This is a genomic window from Amycolatopsis sp. NPDC051371 (genome assembly GCF_040682155.1).
GTDB lineage: Bacteria > Actinomycetota > Actinomycetes > Mycobacteriales > Pseudonocardiaceae > Amycolatopsis.
On record NZ_JBFBAG010000017.1, the window covers coordinates 53240 to 76818 of the forward strand.

At 69.7% G+C, this 23579-nt stretch carries 27 protein-coding genes and 2 tRNA genes; 11 read left to right on the top strand and 18 right to left on the bottom strand.

The window, feature by feature from the left end:
- The first annotated feature begins 13 nt into the window (after positions 1-13).
- The 3 genes from AB0M59_RS21705 to AB0M59_RS21715 all read left to right on the top strand — a co-directional run bounded on the left by AB0M59_RS21705 (position 14) and on the right by AB0M59_RS21715 (position 1951).
- On the top strand, positions 14-727 hold the full coding sequence (locus tag AB0M59_RS21705; RefSeq protein WP_364617589.1) for an ABC transporter ATP-binding protein: 714 nt from the start codon (positions 14-16) through the stop codon (positions 725-727).
- Complete coding sequence (locus AB0M59_RS21710; RefSeq protein WP_364617591.1) at positions 724-1458, top strand: ABC transporter permease; 735 nt, start codon at positions 724-726, stop codon at positions 1456-1458. Before AB0M59_RS21705 ends, AB0M59_RS21710 begins: the two co-directional genes overlap by 4 nt.
- Before the next feature lie 100 nt (positions 1459-1558).
- A complete protein-coding gene (locus AB0M59_RS21715) occupies positions 1559-1951 on the top strand; it encodes an SCO5389 family protein (protein WP_364617593.1) in 393 nt (130 codons plus the stop codon).
- Positions 1952-1988: 37 nt separating this feature from the next.
- Here the strand turns inward: AB0M59_RS21715 and AB0M59_RS21720 are convergent, their stop codons facing one another.
- The 3 genes from AB0M59_RS21720 to AB0M59_RS21730 are packed head-to-tail and all read right to left on the bottom strand — an operon-like array spanning position 1989 to position 3663.
- Complete coding sequence (locus AB0M59_RS21720) at positions 1989-2483, bottom strand: protein phosphatase (protein ID WP_364617595.1); 495 nt, start codon at positions 2481-2483, stop codon at positions 1989-1991.
- 53 nt (positions 2484-2536) lie between these two features.
- Positions 2537-2692, bottom strand: a complete 156-nt coding sequence (locus tag AB0M59_RS21725; RefSeq protein WP_364617597.1) for a hypothetical protein — start codon at positions 2690-2692, stop codon at positions 2537-2539.
- Positions 2692-3663 carry a class E sortase gene (locus tag AB0M59_RS21730; protein ID WP_364617790.1) on the bottom strand — a complete coding sequence of 324 codons (972 nt, stop codon included), beginning with the start codon at positions 3661-3663 and terminating at the stop codon, positions 2692-2694. The genes AB0M59_RS21725 and AB0M59_RS21730 overlap by 1 nt, the downstream gene beginning before the upstream one ends.
- 279 nt (positions 3664-3942) lie before the next feature.
- On the opposite strand from AB0M59_RS21730, the gene crgA reads away from it, so the two are divergent.
- Complete coding sequence (crgA, locus tag AB0M59_RS21735; RefSeq protein ID WP_284743405.1) at positions 3943-4209, top strand: cell division protein CrgA; 267 nt, start codon at positions 3943-3945, stop codon at positions 4207-4209.
- Between the two features lie 112 nt (positions 4210-4321).
- Entirely contained in the window at positions 4322-4699 is a 378-nt protein-coding gene (locus AB0M59_RS21740; RefSeq protein ID WP_364617792.1) for a PH domain-containing protein, read from the top strand.
- Here AB0M59_RS21740 and AB0M59_RS21745 read toward each other — a convergent pair.
- Both AB0M59_RS21745 and AB0M59_RS21750 read right to left on the bottom strand, forming a co-directional pair.
- Positions 4696-5658: a rhomboid family intramembrane serine protease gene (locus AB0M59_RS21745; RefSeq protein WP_364617599.1), complete on the bottom strand. Its 963-nt coding sequence runs from the start codon at positions 5656-5658 to the stop codon at positions 4696-4698. The two genes, AB0M59_RS21740 and AB0M59_RS21745, sit on opposite strands and share 4 nt — an antisense overlap.
- 31 nt (positions 5659-5689) lie before the next feature.
- Positions 5690-6214 carry a peptidylprolyl isomerase gene (locus AB0M59_RS21750; protein WP_364617601.1) on the bottom strand — a complete coding sequence of 175 codons (525 nt, stop codon included), beginning with the start codon at positions 6212-6214 and terminating at the stop codon, positions 5690-5692.
- 89 nt (positions 6215-6303) lie between these two features.
- Between AB0M59_RS21750 and AB0M59_RS21755 the strand changes: the two genes are divergently transcribed.
- Positions 6304-6840 carry a hypothetical protein gene (locus tag AB0M59_RS21755; RefSeq protein WP_364617603.1) on the top strand — a complete coding sequence of 179 codons (537 nt, stop codon included), beginning with the start codon at positions 6304-6306 and terminating at the stop codon, positions 6838-6840.
- A gap of 66 nt (positions 6841-6906) precedes the next feature.
- On the opposite strand, the gene AB0M59_RS21760 is transcribed toward AB0M59_RS21755, so the two are convergent.
- Together AB0M59_RS21760 and AB0M59_RS21765 are read right to left on the bottom strand one after the other, a co-directional pair.
- The gene (locus AB0M59_RS21760) at positions 6907-7359 is read right to left on the bottom strand and encodes a hypothetical protein (RefSeq protein WP_364617605.1); all 453 of its coding nucleotides are present in this window, start codon (positions 7357-7359) and stop codon (positions 6907-6909) included.
- 149 nt (positions 7360-7508) lie between these two features.
- Positions 7509-8042, bottom strand: coding sequence for a DUF2020 domain-containing protein (locus AB0M59_RS21765; RefSeq protein ID WP_364617607.1), 534 nt, complete (start codon positions 8040-8042; stop codon positions 7509-7511).
- Between the two features lie 109 nt (positions 8043-8151).
- Between AB0M59_RS21765 and AB0M59_RS21770 the strand changes: the two genes are divergently transcribed.
- On the top strand, positions 8152-8814 hold the full coding sequence (locus AB0M59_RS21770) for a hypothetical protein (RefSeq protein WP_364617609.1): 663 nt from the start codon (positions 8152-8154) through the stop codon (positions 8812-8814).
- A 1-nt stretch (position 8815) separates the two neighbouring features.
- Positions 8816-9454: a pyridoxal 5'-phosphate synthase gene (locus AB0M59_RS21775; protein WP_364617611.1), complete on the top strand. Its 639-nt coding sequence runs from the start codon at positions 8816-8818 to the stop codon at positions 9452-9454.
- A gap of 6 nt (positions 9455-9460) precedes the next feature.
- On the opposite strand, the gene AB0M59_RS21780 is transcribed toward AB0M59_RS21775, so the two are convergent.
- The gene (locus tag AB0M59_RS21780) at positions 9461-10618 is read right to left on the bottom strand and encodes a crosslink repair DNA glycosylase YcaQ family protein (protein ID WP_364617613.1); all 1158 of its coding nucleotides are present in this window, start codon (positions 10616-10618) and stop codon (positions 9461-9463) included.
- A gap of 61 nt (positions 10619-10679) precedes the next feature.
- Between AB0M59_RS21780 and AB0M59_RS21785 the strand changes: the two genes are divergently transcribed.
- Positions 10680-12068: an alpha/beta hydrolase gene (locus AB0M59_RS21785; RefSeq protein WP_364617615.1), complete on the top strand. Its 1389-nt coding sequence runs from the start codon at positions 10680-10682 to the stop codon at positions 12066-12068.
- Positions 12069-12090: 22 nt separating this feature from the next.
- Here the strand turns inward: AB0M59_RS21785 and AB0M59_RS21790 are convergent.
- A tRNA-Ala gene (locus AB0M59_RS21790) sits at positions 12091-12163 on the bottom strand.
- Positions 12164-12189: 26 nt separating this feature from the next.
- Entirely contained in the window at positions 12190-12357 is a 168-nt protein-coding gene (locus AB0M59_RS21795) for a DLW-39 family protein (RefSeq protein WP_086679331.1), read from the bottom strand.
- A gap of 522 nt (positions 12358-12879) precedes the next feature.
- On the opposite strand from AB0M59_RS21795, the gene AB0M59_RS21800 reads away from it, so the two are divergent.
- Together AB0M59_RS21800 and AB0M59_RS21805 are read left to right on the top strand one after the other, a co-directional pair.
- Complete coding sequence (locus AB0M59_RS21800) at positions 12880-13320, top strand: VOC family protein (RefSeq protein ID WP_364617617.1); 441 nt, start codon at positions 12880-12882, stop codon at positions 13318-13320.
- A 27-nt stretch (positions 13321-13347) separates the two neighbouring features.
- The gene (locus AB0M59_RS21805) at positions 13348-13794 is read left to right on the top strand and encodes a nitroreductase family deazaflavin-dependent oxidoreductase (RefSeq protein ID WP_364617619.1); all 447 of its coding nucleotides are present in this window, start codon (positions 13348-13350) and stop codon (positions 13792-13794) included.
- Between the two features lie 139 nt (positions 13795-13933).
- Here AB0M59_RS21805 and AB0M59_RS21810 read toward each other — a convergent pair.
- The 8 genes from AB0M59_RS21810 to dnaN form a co-directional block, all read right to left on the bottom strand.
- Positions 13934-14007, bottom strand: a tRNA-Ile gene (locus tag AB0M59_RS21810).
- Positions 14008-14056: 49 nt separating this feature from the next.
- A complete protein-coding gene (locus tag AB0M59_RS21815; RefSeq protein WP_364617621.1) occupies positions 14057-14737 on the bottom strand; it encodes a DUF3566 domain-containing protein in 681 nt (226 codons plus the stop codon).
- A 48-nt stretch (positions 14738-14785) separates the two neighbouring features.
- On the bottom strand, positions 14786-17347 hold the full coding sequence (gene gyrA / locus AB0M59_RS21820) for a DNA gyrase subunit A (RefSeq protein WP_364617622.1): 2562 nt from the start codon (positions 17345-17347) through the stop codon (positions 14786-14788).
- Between the two features lie 50 nt (positions 17348-17397).
- Positions 17398-19365, bottom strand: a complete 1968-nt coding sequence (gyrB, locus tag AB0M59_RS21825) for a DNA topoisomerase (ATP-hydrolyzing) subunit B (protein ID WP_364617624.1) — start codon at positions 19363-19365, stop codon at positions 17398-17400.
- A gap of 197 nt (positions 19366-19562) precedes the next feature.
- Positions 19563-20177, bottom strand: a complete 615-nt coding sequence (locus AB0M59_RS21830; RefSeq protein WP_364617794.1) for a DciA family protein — start codon at positions 20175-20177, stop codon at positions 19563-19565.
- Positions 20178-20307: 130 nt separating this feature from the next.
- Positions 20308-21462 carry a DNA replication/repair protein RecF gene (recF, locus tag AB0M59_RS21835; protein ID WP_364617626.1) on the bottom strand — a complete coding sequence of 385 codons (1155 nt, stop codon included), beginning with the start codon at positions 21460-21462 and terminating at the stop codon, positions 20308-20310.
- Positions 21463-21486: 24 nt separating this feature from the next.
- The gene (gene gnd / locus AB0M59_RS21840; protein ID WP_364617628.1) at positions 21487-22377 is read right to left on the bottom strand and encodes a phosphogluconate dehydrogenase (NAD(+)-dependent, decarboxylating); all 891 of its coding nucleotides are present in this window, start codon (positions 22375-22377) and stop codon (positions 21487-21489) included.
- 33 nt (positions 22378-22410) lie between these two features.
- Entirely contained in the window at positions 22411-23544 is a 1134-nt protein-coding gene (gene dnaN / locus AB0M59_RS21845; protein WP_364617630.1) for a DNA polymerase III subunit beta, read from the bottom strand.
- Between the last annotated feature and the right edge of the window lie 35 nt (positions 23545-23579).

Genomic DNA, 23579 nt, shown 5'->3' on the forward strand with positions numbered 1-23579 from the left:
TAGTTTCGTAGCCATGCCACTCATCGAAGTCACCGAACTCCGCAAGCGCTACGGCTCCCGGGTCGCGGTCGACGGCGTTTCCTTCACCGTCGACCGCGGCGAAATCTTCGGCATCCTCGGCACGAACGGCGCCGGGAAGACCACCACCGTCGAATGCCTGCAGGGCCTCCGCAAGGCCGACGGCGGCGAGATCTCCGTGCTCGGCCTCGACCCCGCGTCCGACCGCGCCGCGCTGACCCGCCGCGTGGGCGTCCAGCTGCAGGAAAGCCGGCTGCCGGCGAAGCTGCGGGTCCGCGAGGCGCTGGAGCTGTTCGCGTCCTTCTACCCGGACCCGGCCGACGTCGACGTCCTGCTCGACCGGCTCGACCTGCGCGACCACCAGCGCGCCTTCTTCGGCAAGCTCTCCGGCGGCCAGAAGCAGCGCGTATCCATCGCGCTCGCGCTGGTGGGCAACCCCGAACTGGCCATCCTCGACGAGCTGACCACCGGGCTCGACCCGCACGCCCGCCGCGAGACGTGGCGGCTGGTCGAAGGCGTGCGCGCCACCGGCGTCACGGTCCTGCTGGTCACCCACTTCATGGACGAGGCCGAGCGGCTCTGCGACCGCGTCGCCGTCTTCGACGCCGGCCGCGTGGTCGCGACCGGCACCCCGACCGAGCTCCGCGCCGCGGCCGGAGCCTCCACTTTGGACGACGCGTTCGTCTCGCTCACGAGGAGCACCCGGTGAACACGTTCGCCAAGATCACCACCACCGAAGCGAAACTCTTCCTCCGCACGCCGTTCATGGCCATCGCGGGCCTCCTGCTGCCGGCCGCGGTGCTGCTGGCGGTCGGCGCCATCCCGGGCATGACGGAACCCAGTCCGGCGGCCGGCGGCCTCCGGTTCATCGACGCCTGGGTGCCATCGGTGATCGTCATCAGCCTCGCGATGCTGGCACTGCAGTCGATCCCGGGCGCCGTCGCGACCTACCGCGAGCAGGGCGTGCTGCGCCGGCTGGCCACGACGCCGGTGCACCCGGCGAACCTGCTGGGCGCACAGCTGCTGATCCACGTCGTGGTCGCGCTGGCCGGCATCGGCTTGACGCTGGGGGTGGCCCACGCGGCCTACGACGTCCCGATGCCGAAGCACCCGCTGCTGTTCCTGCTGACGCTGCTGCTCGGCACGGTCTCGATGTTCTCGTTCGGCCTGCTGGCGGCGGCGGTCGCCCGGACGGCGAAGGCCGCGGGCGCGTTCGCGCTGATCGCGTTCCTGCCGACGATGTTCTTCGGTGGCGTGTACCTGCCGCGGCCACTGCTGCCGGAGGTCCTGCGGCGGATCGGCGACTACGTCCCGCCGGGCACGCAGCCCTTGCAGGACGCCTGGGTCGGCGCCGGCGTGCAGCCGCTGCAACTCGTCGTGCTCGCCGGCTTCGCGGTGCTCGGAACGGCCTTGGCGGCGCGCTTCTTCCGCTGGGAGTGACCGGCGCTTCCGCCATATTGGTGATGATCATCGTTTTCTCTTGTGGCGGGGTCGCCCGGCCGGTAGCCAAGAGAGTGGCCCTGCTCAAACTGGAGGTTCGATGTCCCTGGACGTGTCACCCGCGCTGCTGGAGAAGGCCGAGCGCGGAGAGGTCACCGACGCCGAGTTCGTCACCTGCGTCAAGGAATCCCTGCCGTACGCCTGGGAGGTCATCACCGGCGTCATCGCCGACGCCGAGGGTGCGGCGGACGGTTTCGCCGACAACGAGACGCCGCCACCGAGCGAGACGGCCCGTGGGCAGCTGCTGCGGGCCCTGGCCTCGGACGCGATCCGCGGCGGCCTCGAGCGCCACTTCGGCGTCAAGCTGGCCTTCCAGAACTGCCACCGGGTCGCCGTGTTCAAGACGTCCGAAATGGACGGTGACCGCTACCGCGCGTTCGTCTCGCCGCGCGGCCAGCTGCTCAACCAGAGCCCCGAGCTGCGGGACTGCTAGCCGAGCCCTCCGGCGCACCCCGGTGCGCCGGAGGCTCTCAAGATCCGAGCCCGACCAGCAGGCGCGCAGTCGGCAGCCCGCTCTCGAGGTACTGCACGAACAGCTCGTTGTGCAGCGCCCACGGCGACCGACGCTGCCGGACCAGTGCGATCGCCTCCGGCACGGTGAGCCCGAGCTCGACGAGCGTCTGCGCGACGACCAGGCCCGACCGGTTGAGCCCGGCGTGGCAGCGCACGAGCGTCGAGCGGCCCGCGCGCACTGCCTCCGCGGCGAGCACCGCGAACCGCTCGACCTCGGCGATCTGCGCCTCGCTCAACGGCCCGTCCGGCATCTCGGCGAAGTGGTGCTCGACGCCGATCGGCGGGCCGTGCCCGTCTCGCTGGTACAGGCTCAGCACGAGGTCGAACTCGCGTCCGACGACGACCGGTTCCTCGCCCGCGCGGACGTGCCCGCCCATCCACAGGCCCGGCCGGATCTCGTTCCAGGGCGACTCCGGCTGCGGGTTGTCCCGGTCCTTCTGACGTGTCTTCACGGCGGCCCCTCTCCCGAGAGGGGCAACGGTCCGCACGTCCGGCGGGTTCCGGGTCAGTTGACCGCGACCTCGTTGAACCACAGTCGCGGCTCCAGCCACGGGAACACCACGAACATCAGCAGTGCCACGACGCCCAGGACGAGGACCACCGCGATCGTCAGCTTCACCGCGAACGGGCCGGGGAACTTCCCCCAGAGCCAGGCGTACATCAGGCCTCCCCGATCTTCGAGAGCAGGTCGCCGTAGTCCTTGACCTGGTTCTTCGGCACCTGCTGGGTCAGCACCGACGTGATGATGAGCCGCTGCTGGGCGGAGAACTGCGGGTGGCAGGTCGTGAGCGTGAGCAGCGCGGCCTGCTGGGCCTTCGGCAGCGTCTCGGCGCCCTTGTACGGAACCGGGTTCACCGCGGTGCCCTGGCTGGGCAGGACGACCTTCCGGCCGAACGTCTCGTCGTACGCGCCGCCGTCCTCCGCGTTCGGGTCGCGCAGGGTCGAGACGCCCTTGCACTTCGGGTCGGCGCCCTTGCCGCCGGCCCAGTTCTCGATCTCGTCGTCGTAGGGCAGGACCTTGTAGATGTAGAAGTCGGTCGAAGTCTCGATCACGATCTGGTCACAAGAGGAGAGGTTGTCCAGGTCGTTGAACGGGGCGCCCTTGCCGACGCGGTGGCCGGCGACGGCGAAGTTGCCGGGCTCGCCGGGCAGCGACGTGCCCTTGTAGTGGCCGGGCCCGACCTCCAGGGAGGCGTCGTCGGTGCCCTCCTGGATCGTGAAGTTGTAGTCGACGCCGAACGTCGGGATGTGGATGCGGGCGAACGCCTTGCCGTCGATCAGCTCGGGGTGCAGCGTGCGGTCGTGCGCCCACTCGCCGTCGAGCTGGTCGCTCGCCTCGGACTGCTTGCCCGCCGAGAACAGGTCGGTCACGTACAGCTCGTAGACCATGAACAGCAGCACGACCAGGCCCAGCGTGATGAGGATTTCGCCGGCGGTCCGGATCGCGACGCCGCCCTTGCCCAGCGGCGCCGGGGGCGGCTTCTCCGCGGTCGCGGTGCCCCCCTTGCCGACCGGGGCGAACACGACCGTCTCCTCGGCCGAGCCCGGCGGCGGGGCGGGGCTGGTGTAGCGGCGTCCCGGCGGTCCCTGCGGACGCCGGGGAGGCTGCCCCGCGGGCTGGCGCGGCGGCAGCTGGCCGCGCGGCGGCGTGGCGGGACGGCGCTGGGGAACGGGCCGTTGCCCGGGGTGTCTGCGCCGGTCGTCATCCGGTCCTTCGCGCGTAGTCACGCAAGCTCCTCTCAAGCCGCGTCCGACACTTGGTGACCCCGACGTCACGGTACGGGAAATCCGACCACTCCCGGCCGCTGCTTTCCTGCGGTCGTTTACGTTAACGTGTGCACGTGGCGCTGGTTGCGCACCCCGAGCGGGTCATCGCCACCGACCAGCCCGAACAGCACCGCGAGGAACACGATGCCCAAGTCCAAGGTCCGCAAGAAGACGGCTTACACCCCGCCTGCCGACCGGCGCACGCCGGTGAAGGTGCGGGCGGCCGGTCCCACCGGTCTCGCCTGGAAGATCCCGATGTTCGGGATGATGCTCCTGGGCCTGATCTGGCTGCTGGTGAACTACATCGCCGGGGACAAGATCTCGTGGATGGCCGACCTGGGGAACTGGAACTTCGCCGGCGGATTCGCGCTGATGATCGCCGGTCTCCTCATGACTATGCGTTGGCGCTGATTATTACTCCGAATGGCGGCTTGACGCCGAATTACACCGGTGTGACTCATCCCCAGTGTGGATAACCCCTGTGGATAACTACCCCACCTCCTGGGCGCCGCGTCGGGCCCTTGTGGTATCGGCGTGGGCGGTCACCGTCCTGCTGCTGGCCGGCGTGGTGGCCGACGCGCTGACCGGCGACCGCGGCGGCTTGGTGCTGTTCGCACTGGCCACGCTGGCCGCCGGCGCGTTCGCCGCCCATTCGACGCTCGTCCGGCCCCGGCTGGCCGCCGACACCGAGGGCCTGGTGACCCGGACGCTGAGCGGCACGCAGCGGCTGCCCTGGGCGCAGACCCGCACGCGGCTGCGCACCACCCGCCGGCTGGGCCGCGACGGCGTCACGCTCGAAATCGAGCACGACGACGAGCTGTTCGTCTTCGGGTGGCTCGAACTCGGTGAAGACCCGCGCGACGTCCTGGACGTGCTCAGCACGCTGCGCGCGCGGAGCTAGCGGCAGGTGTAGTACGGGCCCTCGCGGTACTGGACGAACTGGCAGGTTTCGGGCGGGAACTGCGAGCCCTTGTAGACGATGAGGCCGATGAGCGCGACGGCGATGATCGCGATGCCGATCGCCTGGTAGCGCGCCTGGTTGACCTGAGGCGCGTAGAGCAGCGCGACGGTGAGCAGAGCTCCCGTCACCAGCCCGCCTGCGTGCGCCCAGATCGAGATGCCCGGGATGCCGAACGTGATGAAGGCGTTCAGCGCGAGCGTGATGATCAGGCCGGTGGGGTTCAGCTTCAGCTTCAGCACGGTGACCGCGTAGGCGCCCATCAGGCCGAACAGCGCGCCGGACGCGCCGGCCGTGCCGGGGAACCCGCCGGGGTCGCCGAACAGCAGCACGGCCGTCGACGCGCCGAGCATGGAGACGAAATAGAGCGCGAGGTAGCGGCTCCGGCCGCAGACCTGTTCCAGCGACCGTCCGATCATCCACAGCGAGAACATGTTGACCGCGATGTGGATGGGGCCGTAGTGCAGGAACCCGTTGGTCAGGACGCGCCACCACTCGCTGTGGCCCAGCGTCGCGTCGCCGTAGAGGCTGGCGTGCTGGAAGATCGGCGCCAGCTCGTTGTCGTTCAGGCTGCCGGACTGGACGACCGTGATGAGGAAGACCAGGACGTTCACCGCGAGGATGACCTGGGTGACGAGCACCGACTGGGACAGCCGCGCGCCGAAGACGGTGCGCTGGCCGAACCCGGCTTCCTGGTAGTCGCGGTGCTGCCGGCGTTGCTGCTGGGTGCCGCTGTGCACGCAGTCGGTGCACTGGAAGCCGACGGGGGCTTCGCGGAGGCATTCCGGGCACGCCGGACGCCCGCACCGGGAACAGCTCAGCCCGGTCGGGCGGTTCGGGTGCCACCAGCACCCGGGGAGCGCGGCTTGCGGTTCGGCGGCGGGGTTCGGCGGTTGGTTCACGATGGAACCAACCTACCGAAACCTGACCGGCTCAGCCCTCGTGGTCGATCGTGACCTTCTCGATGACGACGTCGGTCAGCGGACGGTCCGCCGGGCCGGTCGAGGTGCGGCCGATCGCGTCGACGACGTTGCGCGACTCCTGGTCGGCCACCTCACCGAAGATCGTGTGCTTGAAGTTCAGGTGGGTGGTCGGCGCCACGGTGATGAAGAACTGCGAGCCGTTGGTGCCGGGCCCGGCGTTCGCCATGGCCAGCAGGTACGGCTTGCTGAACTGCAGCTCCGGGTGGAACTCGTCGCCGAACTTGTAGCCCGGGCCGCCGCGGCCGGTGCCGGTCGGGTCGCCGCCCTGCAGCATGAAGCCGTCGATGACCCGGTGGAAGATCGAACCGTCGTAGAAGGGGCCGGAGTTCGTGCCCGCCGCGTTCGGCTGGGTGTACTCCTTGGTGCCCTCCGCCAGCCCGACGAAGTTCGCGACCGTCTTCGGCGCGTGGTCGGGGAGCAGGTTCAGGTTGATGTCACCCTGGTTGGTGTGCAGCGTAGCTTTCACGAGTCTCATCGTGCCATCAGCAGCGAGGCGCGACGAAAAGGGGCACGATAGGTTACGGGTAACAGAGCAGTGTCAAAACGAATGATGAGGTGAAGTCCATGTCCCGGGCGACAGCCCAGGCCGCCGAGACCGCCGACAAACTCGTCTCCGAGGGCGTCAAGCACGGCCGGCGCGCGCAGAAGCAGCTCGCGAAGAAGACCGAGCTCACCCGCAAGGAGCTCAAGAAGAGCTCGAAGGCCGCCCGCCAGGAGGCCCTCTCCCGGCTCTCCGAGCTGCGCAAGCCGGGTCGCAAGGCGAAGAAGGCCGCCATCAAGGCCGCGAAGGCGGCCGGCGACTCGAAGCGCCGCGGCAAGAAGGACTTCAAGTCCGCGAAGAAGGACTTCGCCGCTGCCGTGGTCGAGGCCAAGGCCGCAGCCAAGGGGACGCGCAGCCGTCGCCGCTGGCCGTGGCTGCTCGGCCTGGTCGTGGTCGGTGCCGGTGCCGCCTACGTCCTCCGGTCGAAGCAGGAGCCGCCGGTCGCGCCCGCGCCGCCGAAGGCCACCCCGCCTGCGCCGAAGCCCGCCGAAGCGGCGAAGCCGAGCCCGCAGGCGAACGGCAAGGCGCCGTCCCCGGCGCCCGCCGAGAAGAAGAACTGAGGCCCACACGAAGAGGCCCCTCGGGCGTGCACCCGGGGGGCCTCTTCAGTGGTGCCTGGGGTTCGCTCAGGCGTTGGCAGCGTGCTTGTCGACCAGCGCGCCGAGGCGGGGCAGCGCCTCCTCGACGTTCTTCTTGCCGTTCGGGCGCAGCTTGCCGTAGACCTTCTTGATGCTGTCGCGGCTGCTCTTCTCCGCGCGCGTGTCGGTGACGCTCAGCAGCGCGTTGGAGGCCTCGTCCGAGCGGCTGGTGAGGTAGGCGCCGAAGTCGTTGCCGCCCTTGGCGCGGTAGTCGCCGTAGAACGGCTCGAGCGCGACCACGAAGTCGGGCAGCAGGGTGTCGACGGCCGAGGGGATGATGCCCGGCTTGATCTTCTTGACCGCGGCGAAGCCGGTCTTGACGACGGCACCCGAAACGCCGCCCTTGTCCGAGACCTCGGCGTCGACGAGGGTTTCGAAGTCGCTCACGACGGCCGGACGACGGCCGGAGTCGAGCAGGATGTCCTTGAGGGTGTCAGCCACGAATCTAGTCCTTTGTCGTTGCAGATTTTGTGCCCGGCCCCCGGGGGTGGGGATCCCCCGATGGCTGCGGTGCGCGAGTCCACGAAGCCTGCGCGTGACGCACAGGGTAATACAAGATCAACATCACTCACCCGTGTGGAGCCCGCTACCTAGAGCTTAAGGGCAGCGATAGCCTTCTTGACCACTGTGCGTGCCTTGACGCTCTGCTTTTGGTTAGTGGTCGCGATGACCGCCGCGGTCCCCTTCGCGACCGCATAGACGGCGCCGTCGTCGGTCGACTCGTAGCCGCCCTTCCAGCCGGTCGGATCGCTCGCCGGGTTGGACGAGTCGACCGGCGCCACCTTGTTGACCAGGGCGGTCGCCGTCTTCGCGTCCCCGACGTACACCCGGACGGTGAGCTGGATCTTCCCGTCCGGGCGGTAGAAGAAGCACGCCGGGTGCGGCTTGTCGGCCGACACGCGCACCTTCGACACGTGCTGCCCGTTCGAGTCGGCCACGAACTCGCTGTCGAGGTACGGGCAGTCCTCGGTCGCGGCCGGCTGGGGATCCGGCGGCAGCTCCGAACCCGCGGCCGCGCCGGTGGACACCGACGGCGGACTGGGGGTCGCGGTACCGGACACGAGGAAGGGGCCGCAGCCGGCCAGCAGCACCACGGCGGGCGCGAGAAGTACGAGTCGTCGCATAGCGCGCACAGTCAACCATGAAGCATGTGTGAAAACCGCTGGCTGAACTCGGCGTGACGGACGCGCGTGCGACGATGGCGTTCTTGTCGACGGTCAGGGAGGTCCCGGCGTGCTCACCCCCGAGCAGTACCTCGGCGCGGTGGCCGAGCGCATCCAGCGCTCCGGCGGCAATCTCGGTTCCGTGCAGATCGGGCCCGCGACGGCCGTGGCCGGCCTGTTCGCCGAGTCGGTGATGCTCTCGACGATGAACTACTGCGTCATCGCCGCGCCCGTGCCCGAGGTCAGCGCGGCCGCGCTGTACGACTTCACCGGCCGCGCCACGCAGTACGCCCGAGCGAACCTGGTCGGCACCATGGGCTGGACCGCGGCTTCGGTCGTCATCGCCGGGCTCGTCGGCCGGCACGTGTACCCGGACGCCGCGCAGGCCGCGTCGGCGAAGACCAGCAACCAGTTCGGCGGCGAGACGCGGATGGTCGCCGTCGACCTCACGGCCGGGCAGACGTACGCGTTCACCGGCGGGAAGGTCTGGGGCGCCGCGATGCACGGCGCGATCCGGGCCAAGCTGACCTTCTGCTTCCCGCCGCCCGCCGAGGTGTACCAGCAGGTGCAGTGGCAGCAGGCGCAGCAACCGCAGGTTCAGCCACCACCGCCGGGCTGGCAGCAGCAGCCACCGATGGCCGCGCCGCCGGTGCCGCCCCCGCCGTACGCCGGGCAGGCCGGTCCGCAGCCGCCCGTCTACCCGCCGCCGGGACAGCCGCCGTACGGTTACTGACATGGTGCAGTTGCGCGGCTGGCCGTCGTTCCCCGAAGAACTTCCCGTGTTCACGCCGGAAACGGCGGCCGCGGACCCGCAGGCGCTCTTCCTCGAGTGGCTGACCGAAGCCGGCGAGCACGTGCTGGCACCGCACGCCGTCACACTGTCCACAGTGGACGCCGACGGTGCGCCGGACGCGCGGGTGGTGATCCTCAAGGACGTCGGCCCGGCCGGCTGGGCGGTCGCCACCAGCTCGGAAAGCCCGAAGGGGCTGCAGCTGCGCAAGGATCCGCGCGCGGCGCTGACGTTCTTCTGGCCCGGGCGCGGCCGTCAGGTCCGGCTGCGCGGCCCGGCCTCCCCCGCGGCGCCCGAGGTGTCCGCGGCGGACTTCCTGGCCCGGCCGCCTGCCTCGCGCGTCGAGGCGTTCATCGGGCACCAGTCGCAGGTGCTGCACGACCCGGCGGACCTCGACGCGGCGGCCGCGGAGGCCGAGCGCTGGGTCTCGGAAAACCCGGACACGGCCCCGGAAACGTGGACGCGGTACCTCGTCGCCCCGGACGAAGTCGAGTTCTGGCAGGCGAGCCACGACCGCAGGCACGTGCGGCTGAGGTACCGGAAGACCGGCGACGGCTGGGTCCGCGAGCGGCTCTGGCCTTGATCCGCGTCAGGCCTTGAGCGCGGCCAGGCGCGGCGCGCGGGACTTCGGCGAGTCGAGGCTGAAGCTGCGGGCGTCGCCGAGGTCGTCGCGGACGAACTCCTCGGTCGCGGCGACCACCTCGCGCAGCGCCTCGTCCTCTTCGCCGAAGAACTGGCAGACGATCTTCCCGGCGTCGACGTCGAACTCCCAGAGCCCGGCGATCCGCCCGCGGTCGACGATCAGGTGGCACGGCGGATCCGCTTCGGCGCCGAGCGTCGCCTTTCCGCCGGGAGCGGGCCGTTGCGCGTCCGCCGGGTCGAGCAGGCGCGAGAGGTCGCGGTGCAGCAGGTGGATGCCGTCGATCCCGGCGACGAGCGCGTAGGACGGCTTGCCCGGCACGGTGAACGCCTGGAATTCCTCGGCGATTTCCTTCGTGAGCAGAAGATCCGTACCGTCGACGGCCTGCAAGTCCAAGGATTCCACGGCTTTCTTCGACGCCGCCACGGTTCGTCCGGAGAACCACCGGAAGTGCTTGAGCGACGCCGGCGCGGCCCAGGCAAAGTACCGCCGGGCCAGCTCGACGTCCACATCGGACGGTGCGGCGCGGGGCATCCACCGGACATAGCCGTAGCGCTGCTGGTCGAGCCGTCCGTTGACCGGCACGCGCCGGATTTCGCCGTGCGCCTGGAGCAGGCCGAGGGCGAGCGGCAACGTCGTGGTGACACCACGCTTCTTCCCGGCGTCACCGAGGGTGCGGACGGCGTCGCCCGCGGCGGTCCGCAGCTTCGCCGGGTCGAGCGGTTCGTCCCCGAGCACGCCGAGCACGACTTCGCAGAGCTTGTCGATCTCGGTGCGCGTCACGCCGAGGTGCTTCTCCGCAGCGGCGAGCTCGCCTTCGGGGGCACCGGCGCCGGCGGCCAATCCGAGCGCGAAGTCGGCCTCGGGCAGGACGTACGTGCAGCCACGAGCCGACGGCAGCTCGTGGATGGCCAGCCGGGCGACGTCGGCGTCGACCTCCGCGCGGCGCACCCCGGCGCGGGCGAACAACCCGAGGTAGGGCGCGGAACCGCCGACCGAGCGGGCCCAGCCGGTCCGTTCGAGGACTTCCGCGGCCGACGCGCCGCGGAGGGTGCCGTCGAGTCCCTGCCGGTGGGCCCACCACGCCCGCAGCCGCGCTGTCGTCATGCGGGCAAGTATGGCCGTTCGGGGGTATGCCGCGCCCGGGTTCGTGTGGCGATGATGGATCATGCGTTCGAAACTGCTGACCGCCGGGCTGGTCCTGGCGCTGACCGCCGCCCTCGGGGGTGTGGCCGCGGCCGACACGCGTCCGGGGGGACGCCCGAAGCTGACGGATCCGCACCCGTGCCCGGGACAACCGGGCTTCACGTGCTCGACGCTGACCGTGCCGTTCGACCACACCGGCCGGCACCCGGGCACGCTCGCCCTGCCGGTCGCGACCTCCGACAACGTGACCGCGCCGAAGGGCGTGCTGCTGTTCCTCACCGGCGGCCCCGGGCAGGGCGGCGTCGGCACCATCACCCGGATCGCGACGCAACGGCTGCCGGAAGTGGCCAACGACTACCGGTTCGTCATGCTCGACCAGCGCGGCACCGGCGCCGGCGCGCTGAACTGCCCGGGCCTGCAAGCGCAGATGGGCAGCTCGGACATCGCGACGCCGACGCGCGACGCGGTCACCGAGTGCGCGCGCATCCTCGGCGACACGGCCTCGCTGTATTCGACCGACCAGAGCGTCGCGGACTTCGACCAGCTCCGGCAGGCGCTGGGCGCGCCGAAGATGGTGGTCGACGGCGTCTCGTACGGCTCGTTCACGGCAGCGCGGTACGCGATCGCGCACCCGGGCAACGTCAGCAAGGTCGTCCTCGACTCCGTGCTGCCGCACCACTCGACGCCGTCGGCGACGCTGTACCTGACGGGGTTGACGGCCGAAGCCCGCGTGCTGCGGCTGGCTTGTTCGGTGGCCCCGGCCTGCGGGTTCGACCCGGCCGACGACCTCGCGTGGGTGGTCCGCCACCGCAGCCCGGCGGACGGCGTGAAGATCTTCGACGCGATCGTCGCCTACGAGTTCTCGGACCCGACGTACCGCTCCCCGGACGCGGGCGACGTCATCGGCGCCCTGCACGCGGCCCGCGGCGGCGCACCGGAGTGGCTGGACCAGCTGGTCGAGGGCTACACGACCGAGGACGTCGACCCGGCTTCCTACAGCACCGGCCTGCACGCGGCGACGTTGTGCGCGGACCAGCGCTTCCCGTGGGGCACGTCGGCGACGCCGATGTCGCTGCGGCAGCCATTGCTGTCGTTGACGGCGCGCGCTCTGCCGGCGTCCGCGACTTGGCCGTACACGACCGAAGTCGCGACGCGGCAAGGCTTCATCCAGGGCTGCCTGCCGTGGCCGGTGGAACGCGTGGGCTCGAACCCGGCATCCCGGCTGCCGAACGTCCCGGTGCTGCTGCTGAACGGCGACCGCGACCTGTCGACGCCGTTGGAGTGGGCGCGGGAGGAGGCGGCGCAGGCACCGCGGGGCAAGCTGGTGATCGTCCCGGGCGAGTCCCATTCGATCCAGAACCGCGAGCGCGGCCACGCGGGCCGGGACGCGGTGATCAGCTTCCTGCGGTGAGGAATTCGACGACGACGTGTTGTGGAGCTGAGGGGAATCGAACCCCTGACCCCCGCCTTGCAAAGGCGGTGCTCTACCAATTGAGCTACAGCCCCGGTGCGGGCTGACGCCCGCGGGAAAATCAGTTGTGGGACGCACCCGCCGGCTTGGCCGGAGTGGTGCCGTTGTTCGAGGGGACCGGGGCGGTCGCCTCACGCCAGAGGTCCGCTTCGGCCTTGGCCGCCTTGTTGCGCTTCACGACGAACAGGACGCCGCCCGCGATGACCGCGAGTGCCAGCAGCTTCTTCACCGAAGCCCCCTTCTCAGCTTGCTTCCCTTACCCCGCGATGCTACTGCACCGGCGCCGGGCGCCGTCGGGGCGGTGGTTCCACGTGGAACCACGATTGCGCAGGTAACGCACGTCACATGGGGAGGGAAATACCGGGGCGGGGTGTCCTGTTGTACCCAGTGGTCGATGTGCCCACCGTGTCCCCCGGGCCTCACCAAACTGCCTTCGCGGAGTTCCGTTCGGCTGGAGCCGCGTCGAGCCACTCGCCGAGAGGCGACCGTGGCGCGCATCGGCCGTGACCGCTCAGCCCTGCCGGTACCTTCTCTTCCCGGCAGGGCTGACCTGTATCAAGGCAGGAACATCCCGACGCCCTGGTCCCCGACCTGCGGCGACGTCGGTCCCCACGGTCTCCACGACGATCCAGCCCATGAGGGCCCCGCACTTGAGCGAGATTCAGGGCATGGTTGCGTGTCGAGAACGTCGCGCCGGCTCCGTCCCAGGGGCACGAGCGGCCACGAGGGCCGTGTGACCAGGGGAGAAACCATGACGATCCAGCGGCTGGACAACATCGGCGTCGTCGTCGAGGACATGGCGGCGGCCGTCGCGTTCTTCCTCGAACTCGGTCTGGAGCTCGAAGGCGAGGCCGAGGTCGGCGGCCCGGACGTGGACCGGCTCGTCGCCCTCGACGGCGTCCGGTGCGACCTGACCGTGGTGAGGACCCCGGACGGCCACGGCCGGCTCGAGCTGATGAAGTTCCACTCGCCGTCGACCGCCGCCGTCGTCGAGCCGGACTTGCCGGTCAACGCGGCCGGATTTCGTCGCATCATGTTCGCCGTCGACGACATCGAGGAGATTCTGACCCGGCTGCGCACCCACGGCGCCGAGCTGATGGGCGACCTGGTGAAGTACGAGAACGGCTACCGGCTCGCCTACGTCCGCGGCCCCGAGGGCCTCATCGTCGCGCTGGCCGAAAAGCTCGCCTGAAACCCACTCGCGTAAGGAAGGACAACCATGGCCGTCGCCGACGACCTCGACCGCGCCACCGACTCGCAGTGGGACTGGGTAGCCGAGCAAACCCGCACATACTTGGATTCGGGCGGCACCGAGGGCCACGAATCGAACGGCGTGTACACGTTGATCCTCGCCACGACCGGCCGCAAAACCGGAGTACCGCGCCGCACGTGCCTGATCTACGGAACCTCCGGAGACGACCTCGTGGTCGTCGCCTCCAAGGCCGGCGCGGACGAGCACCCGGCGTGGTTCAAGAACCTGGAGGCGAACCCAAGCGTCGGAGTCCAGGTAGGAACCCGCCGCCTGACGGCCAAGGCCCGAGTGGCAACCCCAGCCGAGCGAGCCCACCTCTGGCCCCAGATGGCCCAGATCTTCCCGCTGTACAACGAATACGCAGAGAAGACGACCCGCGAAATCCCCATCGTCCTGCTAACCCCCCAGCCCTAAAACCCCACCTTGGGGGCCAAAGACAACCACGCTGGGACAGGAACCAGCCGCACCGTGGGGGTCTGGGGGCTCGGCCCCCAGGGCAAAAAACACCCGATCACGGTGTGAGTTTTCACCACACATGACCGGGCGAATCGGGTGGGCCTACCAGGACTTGAACCTGGGACCTCTTCGTTATCAGCGAAGCGCTCTAACCACCTGAGCTATAGGCCCTTGAACGAAAAGAACTTTACAGGACCCCCGAGGGGGCCCTGCAACCGGGTTACTCCCGTTCCGACAGCGTGACTTCGAGGCCGCCTGCGAGGTCGGCCGACACGTTGTAGATGAACGCGCTGACCGTGGCGAGGGCTGACACCAGGACGATGTTGATCGCGCCGAGGATGGCTGCGATGCCGAACACGCGGCCCGCGCTGATGAGCGGTTCCGAGGACGCGTTGGCACCTTCGCCGCCCACCAGGGACGAGTACGTTCCGTTCAGCTTGTCCCAGACGCCCATGCCGTCGAGGACCGTGTACAGGACGCCGACCGCTACGAGCCAGACGAAGAACATCGCGACGCCCAGTACCAGGGACAGCTTCAGCACCGACCACGGGTCGAAGCGCTTCACCTGCAGCGAAGCCCGGCGGGGGCCGCGGCCCGGGCGCCGCAACGCGCTGGGCCGGGCACGCTGGGACGACGCCGACGGGACGGCGGCCGCGGACGGCTCGCCGCTCGGCGGGGTGTCGCCGAACAGCCTGGGGGCCGCGCTGCCGGTCACCACCGGGCGCTGTTCCGGGGAGACGGGCTGCGTCTCCCCGGCCGGCGCCTCGGGCTTGTACAGCGCTTCGTCCGTGGCCAGCTTGACCGTCGCTTCGGAGTCGCCGTCCTTGTCGACCCGCTGCCAGGGCGGGCTCGCCGGAGTCCCGTTCGAACCCGATGCCTCGGGATTCTCGGATGGTGTCACGAAGAGTCAGTCCTTACCCGTGCCGTGGGGCCGCCGCCGGAGAGCAACTCACTGCTCCGACGGTGCCGTCGTTTCTTCACTCGTTTCAGGTGCTTCGGGGGCGTCACCGTTGGCGTCGTCCACCGCGTCACCATTGGCGACGTCCGAGGGCTCGTCCGCGTTGCGTGCGACGGCGAGAAGAGTGGTGCCTTCGCCGAGATTCATCAGCCGGACCCCCTTCGTCTGCCGCCCTGCCTTGCGCACGTCGACCGCCGGCGTGCGGATCACGCCGCCGCTCGAGGTGATCGCGTAGAGCTCGTCCTCGGCGTCGACGATGAGTGCACCCACCAGCCTGCCACGTTTGCGGTCGTGCTGAATGGTGAGCACACCCTTGCCGCCGCGGCCTTGCACCGGGTAGTCGCCGATCGGCGTGCGCTTGGAGTACCCGCCGTCCGTCGCGACCAGCAGGAACTTGTCCTCCTTGACCACGCTGATGCCGAGCAGCTCGTCACCGTCGTTGAACCGCATGCCGAGCACGCCGGACGTCGGGCGGCCCATCGGCCGCAGCGCCTCGTCCGTCGCGTGGAAGCGGATCGACTGGCCTTCGGCGGACACCAGCAGCAGGTCGTCCTCGGCCGCCGCCAGCACCGCGCCGACCAGCTCGTCGCCCTCGCGCAGGTTGATGGCGATGAGGCCGCCGGAGCGGTTCGAGTCGAAGTCGGTGAGCTTGGTCTTCTTCACCAGGCCGCGCTTGGTGGCGAGCACCAGGTACGGCGCGACCTCGTAGTTCTTGATCTGGATGACCTGGGCGATCTGCTCGTCCGGCTGGAACGCCATGAGGTTCGCCACGTGCTGGCCGCGCGCGTTGCGGTTGGCCTCGGGCAGGTCGTACGCCTTGGTCCGGTAGACGCGGCCCTTGTTCGTGAAGAACAGCATCCAGTCGTGCGTCGAGCAGACGAAGAAGTGCTGGACGATGTCGTCCTGCTTCAGCGTCGCGCCCTGCACGCCCTTGCCGCCGCGCTTCTGCGAGCGGTACAGGTCGGTTTTCGTCCGCTTGGCGTACCCCGTGCGAGTGATCGTGACGACGACGTCCTCGACGGCGATGAGCTCTTCGTCGGTGACGTCGCCACTGAAGCCGATGATCTTCGTGCGGCGGTCGTCGCCGTACTTCTCGACGATCGCCATCAGCTCGTCGCGGATGATCGCGCGCTGCCGCTCGGGCTTCTCGAGGATGTCCTTGAGGTCGGCGATCTCCAGCTCGATCTCGGCCAGCTGGTCGATGATCCGCTGCCGCTCCAGGGCGGCGAGGCGCCGCAGCTGCATGTCGAGGATCGCGGTGGCCTGGATTTCGTCGACGTCCAGCAGCTCCATCAGGGCCGGCCGGGCCTCGTCGGCGGACGGCGACCGCCGGATCAGCGCGATGACCTCGTCGAGCGCGTCGAGAGCCTTGACGTACCCACGCAGGATGTGGGCCCGCTCTTCGGCCTTCTTCAGGCGGAAGCGGGTCCGCCGGACGATGACCTCGACCTGGTGCTTCACGTAGTGCCGGATGATCTGGTCGAGCCGCAGCGTGCGCGGCACGCCGTCGACCAGGGCCAGCATGTTGACGCCGAAGTTCTGCTGCAGCTGGGTGTGCTTGAACAGGTTGTTCAGCACGACCTTCGCGACCGCGTCCCGCTTGATCGTGACGACGATCCGCATGCCGGAGCGGCTGTTGGACTCGTCGGCGATGTCGGCGATGCCGGTGAGCTTGCCGTCGCGGACCAGGTTCGCGATGTTCTCGACGAGGTTGTCCGGGTTGACCTGGTACGGCAGCTCGGACACGACCAGGATCGTGCGGCCCTTCGCGTCCTCCTCGACCTCGACGACCGCGCGCATCCGGACCGAGCCGCGGCCGGTGCGGTAGGCGTCCTCGATGCCGGACGTGCCGAGGATCATCGCCTTGGTCGGGAAGTCCGGGCCCTTGATCCGCACCAGCAGCGCGGCCAGCAGCTCGTCGTCGGTCGCGTCCGGGTTCTCCAGCGCCCAGACGACGCCCTCGGAGACCTCGCCCAGGTTGTGCGGCGGGATGTTCGTCGCCATCCCGACCGCGATCCCGGAACCACCGTTGACCAGCAGGTTCGGGAACCGCGACGGCAGGACGTCGGGCTCCTGCGTGCGGCCGTCGTAGTTGTCGCGGAAGTCGACGGTGTCTTCTTCGATGTCGGCCAGCATCTGCATGGCCAGCGGCGCGAGCCGGGACTCCGTGTACCGCATGGCGGCGGCGGGGTCGTTGCCCGACGAGCCGAAGTTGCCCTGGCCGTCGATCAGCGGGTACCGCAGCGACCACGGCTGGGCGAGCCGGACGAGCGCGTCGTAGATCGCCGAGTCACCGTGCGGGTGGTAGTTGCCCATGACGTCGCCGACGACGCGGGAGCACTTGTTGTACCCGCGATCCGGGCGGAAACCGGAGTCGAACATCGAGTACAGGATCCGGCGGGCGACCGGCTTGAGGCCGTCCCGCACGTCCGGCAGCGCCCGCGACACGATGACGCTCATCGCGTAGTCGATGTAGGAGCGCTGCATCTCCTGCTGGATGTCGACCGGCTCGATCCGGTCGTGTTCCGGAGCCGGCGGCAGAGTTTCCGTCATGGGGTCCTTCTCGAGTGGAGAGTCCTAGGGGGACAAAGAGCGGGGAACGCCTACACGTCCAAGAAGCGAACGTCCTTCGCGTTGCGCGTGATGAACGATCGGCGGGCCTCGACGTCCTCGCCCATCAGGACCGAGAACAGGTCGTCGGCCTGGGCGGCGTCGTCCATCGTGACCCGGCCCAGCAGGCGGTTGGCCGGGTCCATCGTGGTCTCCCACAGCTCTTCGGCGTTCATCTCGCCGAGACCCTTGTAGCGCTGGATCGCGTCGTCCTTCGGCAGCCGCTTGCCGGCCTCGACACCCGCGCGGATGACGGCGTCGCGCTCGTTGTCGGAGTACACGTACTCCGGCTCGGCCCGCGGCCACTTGATCTTGTACAGCGGCGGCCGCGACAGGAAGACGTGGCCGTGCTCGATCAGCGGCTTCATGAACCGGAACAGCAGGGTGAGCAGCAGCGTGGTGATGTGCTGGCCGTCGACGTCGGCGTCGGCCATCAGCACGATCTTGTGGTACCGCAGCTTCTCGAGGTCGAACTCGTCGTGGATGCCGGTGCCCAGCGCCGTGATCAGCGACTGGACCTCGGTGTTCTTGAGGACGCGGTCGATGCGGGCCTTCTCGACGTTGATGATCTTGCCGCGGATCGGCAGGATCGCCTGGTACATCGAGTCGCGGCCTTCCTTGGCCGAGCCGCCGGCCGAGTCGCCCTCGACGATGTAGAGCTCGCACTCCTCCGGCTTGGTGGAGCGGCAGTCCTTCAGCTTGCCGGGCAGGCCGCCGATGTCGAGCGCGCCCTTGCGGCGGACGAGGTCACGCGCCTTGCGCGCGGCCATCCGGGCCTGCGCCGAGGAGATCGACTTGTTGATGATCGTCTTCGCCTCGGTGGGGTTGCGCTCGAACCAGTCGGCCAGCCATTCGTTCGTCTGCTGCTGCACGAACGTCTTAGCCTCGCTGTTGCCCAGCTTGGTCTTGGTCTGGCCCTCGAACTGCGGCTCGCCCAGCTTGATCGAGACGATCGCGGCGAGGCCCTCGCGCACGTCGTCACCGGTCAGGTTGGTGTCCTTCTCCTTGAGCAGCTTCTTGTCGCGCGCGTACGTGTTGACGACGCGGGTCAGCGCGGCGCGGAAGCCTTCTTCGTGGGTGCCGCCCTCGTGGGTGTTGATCGTGTTGGCGAACGTGTAGACCGACGGCGTGAACCCGGTGTTCCACTGCATCGCGACCTCGACCTCGAGGCCGGTGCCCTTGGCGTCGAAGGAGATCACGCTGGCGTGGATCGGGTCCTTGCTGCCGTTGATGTGCTTGACGAAGTCCTCGAGCCCACCCGGGTAGCAGTAGACCTTTTCCTTGACGCGGGCGACCTTGCCCTCGGCGTCCGCCTCGGTCTCCTCGTCGGCGACGCGCTCGTCGCGCAGGGACAGCGTCAGCCCCTTGTTGAGGAACGCCATCTCCTGCAGCCGGCGCGAGATGTTCTCGAAGTTGTACGTCGTGGTCTCGAAGATGCCGCCGTCGGCCCAGAACGTCATCGTCGTGCCGGTCTCGGTCGCCGGGCCGAGGTCTTCGAGGGGCCCCGGGACCTGGTCGGTGTACAGCTGGCGCCAGCTGCGGCCGCCGTACTTGACCTCGGCGAGCAGCTTCGTCGACAACGCGTTCACCACGGAGATGCCGACGCCGTGCAGGCCGCCGGACACCGCGTAGGAGTCGCTGTCGAACTTGCCGCCCGCGTGCAGCTGGGTGAGCACGACCTCGATGGTCGGCTTGTTCTCCTTGGGGTGCATGTCGACCGGGATGCCGCGGCCGTCGTCGACGACGCGCACCCCGCCGTCGGCCAGGAGGGTAACCTCTACCTTGGTGGCGTGCCCGGCCATGGCTTCGTCGACCGAGTTGTCGACGACCTCCTGGACGAGGTGGTGCAGCCCGCGTTCACCGGTGGAACCGATGTACATGCCGGGACGTTTGCGGACCGCTTCGAGGCCTTCGAGCACCGTGATCGACGACGCGTTGTACTCGCTCTTGTTCTCGGTCACAGGCGTTGTTTCTCCTCGTCTCGCCCGAGCGGACGCTCGCTCTCCTCCAGTGTACTTGGCCGCGTCCGCTGACATGCGGCAAGGACACCCCTGAGCGCGTCACAGACGGACGAAATCGGTTCTAGCCGAGTCTTGACGTATCTCGGGAGGTCTGAATGCGTTCTCGGGGCATTCAACCGAGCATCACGCAACCCGGGTCAGCCGTACGTGTCACGCGGGCCGCGACCAGGCACGTGCCGGGGCCCTTTCCGCCAGCTCGGGGCGGTCGGACCCTGGATCCGCATGCGCTTGACGACGCCGTTCCCGACCCCCGCCGCGATCTTGTGCAGCAGCTTTCCCTGCAGCAACCGGAGCTGGGTGGCCCACGCCGTGGAGCTGGCGCGGACGGTGAGTTCGCCGTCCTTGAGCGCGACCGGCTGCGCGTGTTCGGCGACGTCTTCGCCGACCAGGCGGGCCCACTGGGCGAAGACGCGGGCGGTCGTGACACTCTCGTTCCAGCCGCGGTCGCTGACCAGCCGCGAGACGAGCCGGCCGAGCGGCTGCGGGTCACGCGGGTCCGCACCCGGCCCCGACCAGCGGCGGCGCCGCGGGTTCTGGCCCCCGCCGCCGACGGCGCGCCGCCGGTACCCCGGCGAGGTGCCTCGTTCCTTGGCCTTGGCCTTCGCCGCTTCGAGCGCGGCGTGGGCGAGGTCCCGGCCGGTGGTCTCGTTCGGAGCAGTGCCGTCTTCACGCTGCGTGCCGGAAGCGGCGTTCCCAGGTGGGTTACCCCCCGCGCGGGGGGTGTCAAGCGGCCGTTTCGGCGTTTTGGTCACGCGCGGCGATAACTCGGGCACGGGTTTATCCACACTGTCCACAGGTTTGTCCCCAGATCGGTGGGTAACTGCTGTGTCGGCAGTCACACGGGGTGTGCGACTTGATCTTGGCGAATCCGGTCCGCCCTGTTCAGCCACGCGAAATCTCACCATCCGCCACCACGAACCGGGACCCGGCGAGCTCCCCGGGCACGTCTTCGTCGACCGCGGCGGTCACCAGCACCTGTTCGGCGCTCGCGGCCACCTCGGCCAGCCGGGCCCGGCGCTTGCGGTCCAGCTCGGCGAACACGTCGTCGAGCAGCAGCACCGGCTCACCCGCCTCCGCGCGCAGCAGCTCGTAGCTGCCGAGCCGGAGGGCGAGCGCGAACGACCACGACTCGCCGTGGCTCGCGTAGCCCTTGGCCGGCGCCTGGCCCAGGATCAGCTCCAGCTCGTCCCGGTGCGGGCCGACCAGGCTGATCCCGCGCTCGAGCTCGGCCTTCCGAGCCTCTCCGAGCGCCTTGAGCAAGACGTCCTTGAGGACTTCGGGTTGCGCCCGTTCGCCATCCGGTACGCCGTACGTCTCCGGGAGGGCGTCACCCAGCGACGACCGGTAGGAGATCTTCGCCGGCCGCGAGTCCGGCGCGACCCCCATGTACGCCGAAGCCGTGTACGGCCCGAGGTCCGCGACGAGGTTCAGGCGCGCGGCCAGCAGCTCCGCGCCCGTCACGGCGAGGTGGTCGTCCCAGACTTCCAGCGTCGACAGCGCGTACGGGTCTTCGCGCCCCGTACGCCGCTTCCCGGCCGTCTTGAGCAGGGCGTTGCGCTGCTTCAGCACCTTCTCGTAGTCGGCCCGGACCCCCGCGTACCGCGGCGCGCGCAGCACGAGGAGCTCGTCGAGGAACCGGCGTCGCTCACCCGGGTCGCCCCGGACGAGCGCGAGGTCCTCCGGCGAGAACAGCACCGTGCGCAGGATCCCGAGCACGTCGCGCGGCCGGCCGACCGCGCCGCGGTTGACCCGGGCGCGGTTCGCGCGGCCGGCGGTGATCTCGAGCTCGACCGTCAGCTCGCGGTCGTCGTTGACCACCGCGACCCGCACCAGCGCACGCTCGCAACCGTGCCGGATCAGCGGCGCGTCCGTCGCGACGCGGTGCGAGCCCAGCGTCGCGACGTACCCGATCGCCTCGAGCAGGTTGGTCTTGCCGCGACCGTTCTGGCCGACCAGCACGGTCGGCCCCGGTTCGAGCGCGAGATCGGCCTGGGGCCAAGAGCGGAAGTCGGTGACCTGGAGGTGCCGCAGATACACGGTGTCTACTTTCGGAGACCGCCCTTATCCGCCGGCCTTCTTCACGGCGTGCCCGCCGAACTGGTTGCGCAGCGCGGCGACCGCGCGCATCGCGGCCGAGTGCTCCTGGCGCGACGCGAAGCGCGCGAAGAGCGCGGCCGAGATGACCGGCGCCGGCACCGCGTTGTTGATCGCCTCTTCCAGTGTCCAGCGGCCTTCGCCGGAATCCTCGACGTAGCCCTCGAGGTCGTCCAGGTCCGGGTCCTCGTCGAGCGCGCGCACGAGCAGGTCGAGCAGCCAGGACCGGACGACCGTGCCGCGCTGCCAGCCCTTGATCACCGCGGGCACGTCGTTGACGACCTTCGCGGCCTCGAGCAGCTCGAAGCCTTCCGCGAAGGCCTGCATCATGCCGTACTCGATGCCGTTGTGGATCATCTTCGCGTAGTGACCCGCGCCGACGTCGCCCGCGTGCGAGAAGCCTTCCTCACGCGGGCCTTCCGGGCGCAGCGCGTCGAAGATCGGCATCGCCCGCTCGACGTCCGCGGTCGTGCCGCCGACCATCAGGCCGTAGCCGTTGTCCTTGCCCCACACACCACCGGAGACGCCGCAGTCGGCGTACCCGATCTTCTTCGCGGCGAGGAGGTCGGCGTTCAGCTTGTCGTCGGTGTACTTCGAGTTGCCGCCGTCGATAACCATGTCGCCTTCGGTGAGCAGATTGCCCAGCTCGGTGATGGTCTGCCGCGTCGGGTCGCCGGCGGGGACCATGATCCAGACGATCCGCGGGGCGTCCAGTTTGGACACCAGGTCCTCGAGCGACGTCGTGTCGCTGACGTCCGGGTTGCGGTCGTAGCCGACCACCTCGTGACCGGCCGCGCGCAGCCGCTCACGCATGTTGAAGCCCATCTTGCCCAGGCCGATCAGACCGAGCTGAACCATCGGATCCCCTTACGTGCTAACGAAGTGTGCGGGTCAGCCGGGAAGGCGGACCGGCATCAGGAGGTAGAGGTAACCGGGGACGACGTTGCCCTCGGGGTCGGCGGGCTTGATCAACGCGGGGCGGTTCGGCGTCGTGAACGTCAGCTCCGCCCGGTCGCTGTGGAGCGCGCCGAGGCCGTCGACGAGGTAACCCGGGTTGAACGCGATGGTCACCGGCTCACCTTCGTACTCGACCTGGAGCTCCTCTTCGGCGCTTCCCTCGTCGTCGCCGCCCGCGGACAACCGCAGCGTGTTGTCCCCGAACTCCAGTCGTACCTGAGTCCCCCGCTCCGCCACCAGCGAAACGCGCTTGATGCTCTCGGTGAGAGCGGACACCTCGATGACCGCGCGTGAGGTGTGCGACGCGGGCAGCAACTGGCGGTACGGCGGGAACTCCGCGTCGAGCAGGCGGGTCGTCGTGTAGCGCCCGGAACCGGACAGGCCGAGCAGACCTTCGCCGCTGGCGAGCGCGAGGCGGATCGTGGCGCCGCTGGCGCCGAGCGTCTTCGCGGCTTCGGCGAGGGTGCGCGCCGGGACGAGCACCGCGGCGTCGGCCAGGCCCTCGGCCGGCTGCCAGGTGAACTCGCGCATGGCGAGCCGGAAGCGGTCGGTCGCGACCATGGTCAGGGAGCTGCCGGAGATCTCGAGCCGCATGCCGGTGAGCATCGGCAGCGTGTCGTCCTTGCCCGAGGCGACGACGACCTGGGACACGGCCTGGCCGAACGCGTCGCCGGCGAGCTCGCCGGCGAAGGCGGGCTGGGTGGGCAGCTGCGGGTAGTCCTCGACCGGCATGGTCGGCAGGGAGAACCGCGCGGTGCCGCACGTGATGGTGGCGCGCGCGCCGTCGACGGAGATCTCGACCGGCTGCGCGGGCAGCGCCTTGGTGATGTCGGCGAGCAGGCGCCCGGACACCAGCAGGCGGCCGCCGTCGGCGATCGTCGCCGGGACGCCGACCGTGGCGGAAACCTCGTAGTCGAAGCCCGAGACCGTCAGGGCGTCGGTGTCGCCGTCGGAACCGGCGTCGAGGAGCACACCGCCCAGAACCGGCACAGGAGGCCGGGAGGGGAGGCTTCTCGCCACCCACGCGACGGCGTCGGCGAGCCCGTCACGCTCGACGCGGATCTTCATGCGCGTTTCCTTTCGACGTCCGAGCCCCTGTCGGC

Coding starts and splice junctions, on each gene's coding strand:
- AB0M59_RS21705 (WP_364617589.1), top strand. CDS start 14: ATGCCACTCATCGAAGTCACCGAACTCCGCAAGCGCTACGGCTCCCGG.
- AB0M59_RS21715 (WP_364617593.1), top strand. CDS start 1,559: ATGTCCCTGGACGTGTCACCCGCGCTGCTGGAGAAGGCCGAGCGCGGA.
- AB0M59_RS21725 (WP_364617597.1), bottom strand. CDS start 2,692: ATGTACGCCTGGCTCTGGGGGAAGTTCCCCGGCCCGTTCGCGGTGAAG.
- crgA (WP_284743405.1), top strand. CDS start 3,943: ATGCCCAAGTCCAAGGTCCGCAAGAAGACGGCTTACACCCCGCCTGCC.
- AB0M59_RS21750 (WP_364617601.1), bottom strand. CDS start 6,214: ATGAGACTCGTGAAAGCTACGCTGCACACCAACCAGGGTGACATCAAC.
- AB0M59_RS21755 (WP_364617603.1), top strand. CDS start 6,304: ATGTCCCGGGCGACAGCCCAGGCCGCCGAGACCGCCGACAAACTCGTC.
- AB0M59_RS21765 (WP_364617607.1), bottom strand. CDS start 8,042: ATGCGACGACTCGTACTTCTCGCGCCCGCCGTGGTGCTGCTGGCCGGC.
- AB0M59_RS21775 (WP_364617611.1), top strand. CDS start 8,816: ATGGTGCAGTTGCGCGGCTGGCCGTCGTTCCCCGAAGAACTTCCCGTG.
- AB0M59_RS21780 (WP_364617613.1), bottom strand. CDS start 10,618: ATGACGACAGCGCGGCTGCGGGCGTGGTGGGCCCACCGGCAGGGACTC.
- AB0M59_RS21785 (WP_364617615.1), top strand. CDS start 10,680: ATGCGTTCGAAACTGCTGACCGCCGGGCTGGTCCTGGCGCTGACCGCC.
- AB0M59_RS21800 (WP_364617617.1), top strand. CDS start 12,880: ATGACGATCCAGCGGCTGGACAACATCGGCGTCGTCGTCGAGGACATG.
- AB0M59_RS21805 (WP_364617619.1), top strand. CDS start 13,348: ATGGCCGTCGCCGACGACCTCGACCGCGCCACCGACTCGCAGTGGGAC.
- gyrA (WP_364617622.1), bottom strand. CDS start 17,347: ATGACGGAAACTCTGCCGCCGGCTCCGGAACACGACCGGATCGAGCCG.
- gnd (WP_364617628.1), bottom strand. CDS start 22,377: ATGGTTCAGCTCGGTCTGATCGGCCTGGGCAAGATGGGCTTCAACATG.
- dnaN (WP_364617630.1), bottom strand. CDS start 23,544: ATGAAGATCCGCGTCGAGCGTGACGGGCTCGCCGACGCCGTCGCGTGG.